The organism is Brachyspira sp., from assembly GCF_029258575.1.
Classification (GTDB): domain Bacteria; phylum Spirochaetota; class Brachyspiria; order Brachyspirales; family Brachyspiraceae; genus Brachyspira.
This window is the reverse complement of record NZ_JARHYI010000107.1, coordinates 1-8,656: the sequence shown is the minus strand read 5'-3', so window position 1 is coordinate 8,656 and position 8,656 is coordinate 1. Positions and strand designations below refer to the sequence as shown.

At 23.7% G+C, this 8,656-nt stretch carries 5 protein-coding genes and 2 pseudogenes; 1 reads left to right on the top strand and 6 read right to left on the bottom strand.

Going from position 1 to position 8,656, the window contains the following annotated elements; all coding sequences use genetic code 11:
* The 6 genes and pseudogenes from Q1J76_RS08225 to Q1J76_RS08205 all read right to left on the bottom strand — a co-directional run.
* Positions 1-387: hypothetical protein (locus Q1J76_RS08225; protein ID WP_300369572.1), on the bottom strand; the 387-nt coding region annotated here is incomplete at its 3' end.
* 11 nt (positions 388-398) lie between these two features.
* The gene (locus Q1J76_RS08220) at positions 399-2,864 is read right to left on the bottom strand and encodes a PIN domain-containing protein (RefSeq protein ID WP_300369570.1); all 2,466 of its coding nucleotides are present in this window, start codon (positions 2,862-2,864) and stop codon (positions 399-401) included.
* A gap of 35 nt (positions 2,865-2,899) precedes the next feature.
* Positions 2,900-6,835, bottom strand: a complete 3,936-nt coding sequence (locus tag Q1J76_RS08215; RefSeq protein ID WP_300369568.1) for an AAA domain-containing protein — start codon at positions 6,833-6,835, stop codon at positions 2,900-2,902.
* A gap of 7 nt (positions 6,836-6,842) precedes the next feature.
* Complete coding sequence (locus Q1J76_RS08210; protein ID WP_300369566.1) at positions 6,843-7,055, bottom strand: hypothetical protein; 213 nt, start codon at positions 7,053-7,055, stop codon at positions 6,843-6,845.
* 348 nt (positions 7,056-7,403) lie between these two features.
* Positions 7,404-7,592 (bottom strand): annotated as a pseudogene (locus tag Q1J76_RS12520) (transposase); the annotation flags it as partial.
* Positions 7,593-7,969: 377 nt separating this feature from the next.
* A complete protein-coding gene (locus tag Q1J76_RS08205) occupies positions 7,970-8,482 on the bottom strand; it encodes a PaaI family thioesterase (RefSeq protein ID WP_300369564.1) in 513 nt (170 codons plus the stop codon).
* Positions 8,483-8,574: 92 nt separating this feature from the next.
* Here Q1J76_RS08205 and Q1J76_RS08200 point away from each other — a divergent pair.
* Positions 8,575-8,656, top strand: a pseudogene (locus Q1J76_RS08200) (IS1595 family transposase); the annotation flags it as partial.

Genomic DNA, 8,656 nt, shown 5'->3' with positions numbered 1-8,656 from the left:
AATAATATCATTTATAGCACTTATAGTCTTATTAAAATAATCTAAAATGGACTGCTTATTTTTATCCTTTTGCTCTCTTATTATTCTCTCTTGTTCTATTTTTCTATTTAATGCCACATTTATTAAATAATTTATATCAGAAGATAATTCATAACTTAAATTTCTTGCTTCAAAAGGATCTGTATTAACAATTCTTTCTATATTTTGAATTTCTTCCTTTAGATTTTGTATGGATACATATTTATTAAGTCCTTCATTAACAATATTTTGTATAGACTCTCTATGTCTGGCAAGATCATTCATTACATCTCTTTGAGCATTCTGTCTTTCTATTTGCTCCCGCATTTTTCTTTCTAATTCATAAATATACTGTTTTTTAGAACTCATAAATTCCACCTTTACTTTTTATTCTTATTGTTTTTGTTATCATTCTTTTTATTATTATCTTTTTGACTTACATCTTTCTTATTAGAATTATTCTTTTTGAAGTCTTCTAAAGAAATGTATTTAATATTTTGAGCATCTGATTTAACTTTTAAATTATTATCATCTGTGATAAGAACAGCATCTTTAGCTAAAAACTTCATTGCAGTAGCTAATATTTTATTATCATTCTTATTTTTATCAAAACTTTCAGGAAGTATACTTTTATCATAATCTTCTTTTCTTATATTTGCCTTATTATTGTTATCTTCTATATTTCTTATAGCTTCTCTGGCTTTAAATTTTATATTTTCATCTTCATTTTTTTTTAATATATCTAATTCTTCTATAACTGTAAGCGGTATTACCAAAAGAGTTTTGCTGTCTATATAGTCAAATATTTTAGGCTCATTCATAAGTACATTTGTATCGACTGCATAAACTTTGCTGAAATTATTTATTGATTTATCATTTAACTTATAAACTGCTGATTTTATATTTTCCAATGCTGTATTAATTATACCATTTTTTCTGAAATCTTCTTCTTTAATTTCCAGTTTTGATGATACCTCTTTTAATATTTTATCTATATTATTTAAATTATTAAGTATTTTATCCTTATCTTTAGAAGTTTTATAATACTCTATTATTTTAGGACTTAATACTGAAACTGATATATTCTTATAAATATCTCCTGATTTTGATTTTAAGCTTTCTTCTATGCTTTTTATATTATTAGCAAAACTATTAATAGATTTTTCTATAGATGAATATTCTTCAAATCTGTATTCTGTATTAGAGATATATTTCTTCATCATATCCATAAATGCATTTTTATATAAGTTTTTAGATACACTGTCAATATCTTTAATTTCTACTTTTATATGTTTTAAATAAACAAATAAAGCATTCAAATCATCATAATCTATAGACTTTATATTATTCTTTTTTATAATGCTTAAATATATTTTTGAAATTGCATTATTATCTAATATTTTACTATTAACTATAGGAGTCAAATAGGCTACCAATAAGTTTATAGTTTTTACATCATTAACTTTTTTATTATTTGAAAGTATATGATTAATAATATTGACAACTTGATTATTATCTAATTTTAATTGTTTAGCATTATCAATAATATCACTCATAAAGTTTAGAGCATCATCAAATTTTTCTATATAATTAAATGAGTCTAAAAAATTATTTCTAAATACTTCAATTCCTCCAATAAGGAGAGATATTAATAATATTCTTTTATCTTTTGTTTGGTATTTATTTATTAAGTTTGAAATAATTTCATTAAAATCATTTTGATAAGAAATAGAATATCCTAAACTAATGACACTTTTCCCAAAATCATTATGAACTCTAAAGTTTGATATGCATGCATTAGTTTTATCTTTGTTTAATGCAATACAATTTTCTAGTATCATATCATCTTCAATATATAAAGTCATTTTTTTATCTTTTATGTCTATATAAAAATTATCATTTCCGTATACCAATAAAAGATTAGAGTTAGATTTTATTTCATCTTTATATAATTTATTATTTATAATAACAAAATCTTTGTTGCTTAATATATTTTTTAATTTTTCATCAATTTTTGAAGTTTCATATATATTAAGTATTTTAGAGAAATTATTATAATTAAAATCATATAAGTCTAAATAAGCATTATAATTATTTTGTAATGTTTCTACACTATCTATCTTTTCTATCAATAATTTATTAAAATCTTCATTATCTTTTTTATCTTTTAATTCTATTTTTCCGTTTTCAAGTAAATTTATTCTGTCATTAAAATTTTTCCAAAGAGTAACAGAACTGCCTCTTTCAATATCTCTTATTTCTGAAGTAGGCTGAAGCCAGGAAAATTTATTTTTATTTTTTAATACTTCTATTATAGATTTTGCTATATTAAAATCAAATATAGCATTATCTTCTTCATAGTAATTATCTTCTACTACCAATTTTATACCTTTGGGAGAATTATCAAATTTAAGTTTATCATCATATAAGTTAAATTTATTTTCACTTATATCATAAATAAAAGAAACAATATCATCTGATTCTTTTCCCGGTATTAATCCTTTTGACTGAAGTTCTTTTCCTAAATCTGTAAGCCTTATTTGAGATAATGAAATACTGCTTAAAGATGTATTTTCATTTATATTAAAATCACTTTCTATAGCATTTAAATTAATCAATTCTATAAGAGATGGTAATACCAAAATATCAGAATCAGGTATAAAAAGCATATTCTCAAGTATTGTTTTAATGGATATAGAACTGTATTCATTGTCATTATGGTATCTATTTATTAATTCTAATATAACCCATTCTATAGCTGTGGATTTTCTTGATGTAAAATGATATACAATAGAATCATATTTTATATATGGTTTAGAAAAAGATATTGATGATATTTCTTTCATAAATTATTTCCTTTATTATCTGCTATTATCTTTTATTATTTTTTAGAACTATTATTATATTCATTTAGTATTGTATTAGCTTTTTTATAATCTATTACAGTATTACTTTCAAAAACACATGTATTTCTATACAAATAGTCAAGTATTTCTTTATATACTTTTCTTTTTGTTATTCCTGCTCTATCCATATTAGGAAGCTCAACAGGTAATTTTTCATATAGATTTTTTGCTCCTACTATTATTAAAGCATTTTGAGCCCTTGAAAAAGCAACATTCACCCTTTCAAAAGCGGTAATATGTTTAGAATGAGATACCCCTGTTTGAGGGTTTCTTACTAAACTTACTATTACTATTTCTTTTTCTTTACCTTGAAATCTGTCAACTGTATTAATATCTATATTTATAGCAGAAAAATCAAATTGTTTTCTCTCATTTTTTAGCATTGCTCTTATTTTATTAACCTGCAATTGATATAAACTTATTACCCCAACTTGAATCTTTTTTTCTAAATTCAATTTCTTATATGCTGCTGCTATTTGCTTTAATAATTCTATAACTATATGTGCCTCAAGTACATTATGAATAGATGTGCTTGTTTGAGTTGTAGATTCATATATAGGATTTTTGTTATTTTGTGATAATTTTATTTCGGAAGAATCTATCCAATATGCATGCCTGTCGCTTCTAATAAATGAGCTTCCATCTGTCTTTTTTATTTCTAATTGATGGTCTTTAACTGTATCTTCTTTATCTTTTAGTACACCTGCTTTCAATCTGTTTTCATAGAATCTATTTATTATTCCCATAATATGGCTATGCATTCTGAACTGTATTAGTAAAGAATGTTTTATTTCTTTAGGAGCTTCTTCAAAATATGATTTAAATATTGAAGAAGTTACCATATTCTCATATTTATTGAAATTTTCATTTGTAAGAATGCTTTTTACCTGTTTATTTTCATCTGTATCTTCTATTGTCTCAATAATTTCTTTATATGATTTTTCATACTCTCCAAAAAGAGGAGGAAGCTGTCTATGGTCGCCTACAAGTATTACTTTTTTTCCTCTAAGCATAGGCATTAATAATTCAGGAGGTGTTGCTTTACTAACCTCATCTATTATAACAACATCAAATGCATTAAAGCCTTTATCTTCCAATGTTTTAGTATTTTCAGTACATGATATACCTACTACATTACAGGAATTTATATATGTATCTTTAAAATATTCGTTTTCATAATTTATATCTATTTTTTCTAATCTTTCATTAAAGTCTTTTATAAAAGAAGCAAATTTGTTTCTAAACTCTTTTTGATTCTCTAAAATATTTTTAGCTTTATCTCTATTTTTAGATAAAACATTATAAATTTCATTATTAGGGGTTTCATCTGGAATATTTGTTTCTTGTTTAATATTTCTTATTTTTTTATTATCTTCATTTAGACTTTTTCTGAAATTAGATTCTTCTTCATCTATAGTTCTTATTCTGCCATCAGCTATTGTTAATTTATTTTCTAATTCTTTTATATCTTCTACTTTTAATGAATTTTTATAATTATTAGAATATTCTTCTATATTATCAAATACTTTTTTTATTGCATCTATTTTTGAAATATTTTTATTTATATATTCTTTTATGATATCAGTATTATTAGAATTGTTATATTCATTTATTATACTTTCATTTAATAAAGCTTTATAAGTTTCTTTTAATTCAAAACTATTAATTTTTAATTCTGCTCTTTCTTTTTTAATCTTCTTAAATTCTTCTAAAAGTTTATCAAAATCATAATCAGATATATCAGGATCATTCATTTTATCTTTTGTCTCATTTAATTTATTTTCTAAAAGCAGTACTTCAGGAGAGTTTGTAGTATTACTGGAAGATTCTATATCATTCTTCATATTATAAAAGTAATTAATATTTTTATAAATATCTTTTAATCCTCTTGTAAGTATATCTTCTGACATATTATCTATATTAAGATTAAGTGTATCAATTTTGATATTTTCTAAAGAATAAAGTTTATCATTTATACTATTTAATATTAAATTAATATAATCTTTAGGAAGTACAAATTCTATATCATTATTTTCTTTTATAAATTTAGAAAAAAGATTAATTTGATGTTTTATTTTATTTAAATCATTATTTTTATTTTTTATATTATTAATCTCTTCATTTAAATTATTTATTTTATTATATAATTTATCTTTTTCTTCTTTCAAATTATTTAAGTCAATTGTATGCTGATCTATTCTTGATAGATACTGATTAATATCTCTCAAATATAAGTCCAAATTATTTACAATTTTTTCATTTGCTTCCCAATTATTTAAATATTGATTTTTTAATTTATCAGATATATTGCTGAAAAAGAACCCCAATACTTTATTTTCAGTCATGTGTTCAATATCTTCTGTACTTTTTTGAGCATTAAGTCTTATAGCTCTTATGATAGGCTCTTTTGCTAATCTCTCTAAAGCATTATCAACAGCTAAATTAGTTTGAGAAGCTATTAATACTCTTTCACCTCTTAAAGCAAATTGATATATTGCCTCAGCTATAACTGTAGTTTTACCTGTACCAGGAGGACCCTGTATTAAACAAACATCTTTAGTGGCAAGCATTTTTCTTACAGCCATATTTTGACCGCCATTAGTTTCTATTCCTTTATTCAGCCATTTATCTATTGTTATGTCGTTAATATTTGGTATTTCTGCTTTTTTTATATCAAATAGCCATAATGGCAGATTAGGACAATAACCTTCATCTCTTTTTAAACTTGCTATTGATTCTCTAAGTCTTCTTATTAAAGCAAAATCTCCTACAGCTGATAATGCTATAAAACCATCAGCATTGAAATATTTAAATATATTTTCATGAATATAGTCTTTTATTTCTTCTTTTGGTAAATCCCTGTCTTTTATATCGTCTAAAGTATCTTCATCTAATTCAAAAGCCATTTCTATAAAATAAGGATTATCTGAAATTGACTCTATATCTTCTTTAAAATCTTCAGGTACTTTAAAATCTATTCCTTTTTCTTTTTTATTTTGCAATTGTTTATTTAATTCCTCTACTTCTTTTGCAGAAGGTTTATAATGCATTTCTTTTATTATCATAGAGAACTTACCTAAACTTACAGCATTCCTTCCACTCTTGTTTCTTTCATTAAAATGAAATACCCATCCATTTGTAGAATACTTATTATCAAATACTTTTACACTTTCCCTTCTGAAATATCTTCTTATTTTATCAAAATCATTCTTTGATGGTGCAGCTAAATGAAATACTATAAGCTGTTTTTCTTCATTATAATAGTAATTAAAATATTTTATACCTACCAATCTTATCTTTACAAGTTCTTCTCTCCAATTTAAATATTCTTCCCAATTTTTAAGATTAGTATTTAAATGCTCTCTTATTGATTCTGTATTGTTTATTAAGTTATTTAAATAATCCCCTCTATATAATTGTGGGATGTTAGTATGATGAGGAATAACATTTATTTCTGTCTCAAATTCTTTGCATCCTTCATAATTACCTATAATAGATATTTCATTTATAACAAAGAATCCTTCTCTTATATATCCTCTAAAAGATAAAGTTAAATCATCACTGATATTATCTTCCAAAAATCTTGTCTTTTTAGGTCTTAAATATAATTTTCTTGATTCTCTTTCCGCACCTTTTTTATCTATATATGTATGTGATGCATTTGTAAAATAGCAAGTATTATTATAATTTTCTATAAAACACTCTTCTAATAATAAGTGTAATTTGTAATTATTATCTTCTATGTCTTGAAAAATATCAGGAAAATTTTTCTTTAATTCTTTTATACTGGAATTGAGTCTGACCCTATCTTTTTCTTCATCACTATATTTTAGATATATATTGTTAGCCATAATTTCATTATCCTTATTCTTAAGAGGAACTTTTTTATAACTTTCGATCATTTTGATCATTACTCTATTATTCCTCATTATAGTTTCCAGTAATAATCATAGAACCGTATTGCTTAATTGCAACTGTTGCCTTTGTTTTTTCCGTAGTGACATTATCACCTTCATATTTCCCTGCAAATTGTTCTATTCCTTTACTTGTATCTACTATTCCTATCTTATCACTGTTATTACATCCTATTATAAAAGCTATACTAAACAATATAATTAAAAATTTTTTCATTATTTAAAAATCTCCTTTATTTATAATAAAATGCTATATTTCTAGTTATAACATTTATCATCAAAATAAAAAATTGATGTAACGCCAAAAGAAAAGACATTAGATGTAAGGTGTATTTTTTTAAGACTGTGGACTGTGGACTGTGGACTGTGGACTGTGGACTGTCTATAACGATTTGTGTCAATCTCTTAGTTTTCATAATGGCTAATTTAACATAGATTAAAATTATGTAAATGATATTTATTAAAAAACTATAAATAAAACTAAAATAGAGAAACTTTATCTTTCTTATAATACAAATCTTTTACATTAACATTCAAAATACTGCTTATAACTTCATCGAATTTATTATCTTTGCCTATAGGCTCTATTTATTAAGTTCTCATATTTTGATCTATTATTCATATAATATAAGCATAATTCAAACTTGTCAAAGTTATTTTTATCTTTATTATTATATCTATAAACTATTTCATTTAAATATTTTTGTAAATGATTTTTGCTTACTTTATGATATATTGCGTAGAAGATTCTTTTTACTACACCAAAAGCCTCTTATATTGTATTAGTATATATATCACTGTTTACATATTCTTTATATAGATAATATATATAAGGATAAGTCAAGTAATTTTATTTTGTTTGGGTAAATTATTATATATAATTACCATTTAAGTCAATATATTCTTCTATACAAATTATTCTATAGGTATAATTTGTAGTATTTATGGGAATATAAGGAAATCAAAACATTTTCCTAAAGCTTCAAATAATTCAGCATTTAGGTATAGTAGTTATTATAATTGAAGAGAATATCTACTTTTTATCATTCTATAAAGGGATAAAATACTGTCCTTTCCACTGCTATATGACATAACGAATTTTTATTCATATTGTAAGCCTTTAATAAAATTTTAAGGAATACTTATTATTTTAGGATCGGTTTCTTTTTTCTCAACAGTCCAATCTTCTTCGCTGTTGGGATCCATTTCTGCTATTTGTTCAAGTCCCATACATATATATGTTCCTTTAGCAGTAACAGCTACTTTATCATCATTAAGAAGTATATATCCTTCTCCCTCAAATATTCTTCCATCTCCTGAAGTTATTTTACCTATTATTCTAATCTCTTCATTAATAGGTACAGGTTTTTTATATTTTGTAGTTAGAGTCATAGTAACTCCCCATTTATCTTCGCCAGTATAAGGCATCATAGCTCTGCCTATAGTTTCATCTAATATAGCCGCCAATATTCCTCCATGCACTCTTGATGGATAGCCTTGATGTACATCTTTGAAAGTTACCAATGCACATAATGATTTATCTTCCAATTCATAAAATTCCGCTTTTAAACTCAAAGTATTTTTAAATCCGCATACAATACACATTCTTGAATTATTTTGTTTATTCAGTACTTTTAACTCCATAAAAAAACCTCGTTAAAAAATATAAAATTATTACTATATATTAATACTTTTAGGGGCTGTCCTAGATAACTTAAATTTGTTATAATTTAGTTATGAAACGAAGTAAATTAAGCCGAGAAAAACAATTAAAGTTAATAGAACATTTTGTTGCAGGAACTACAGCCCGAACAGCTT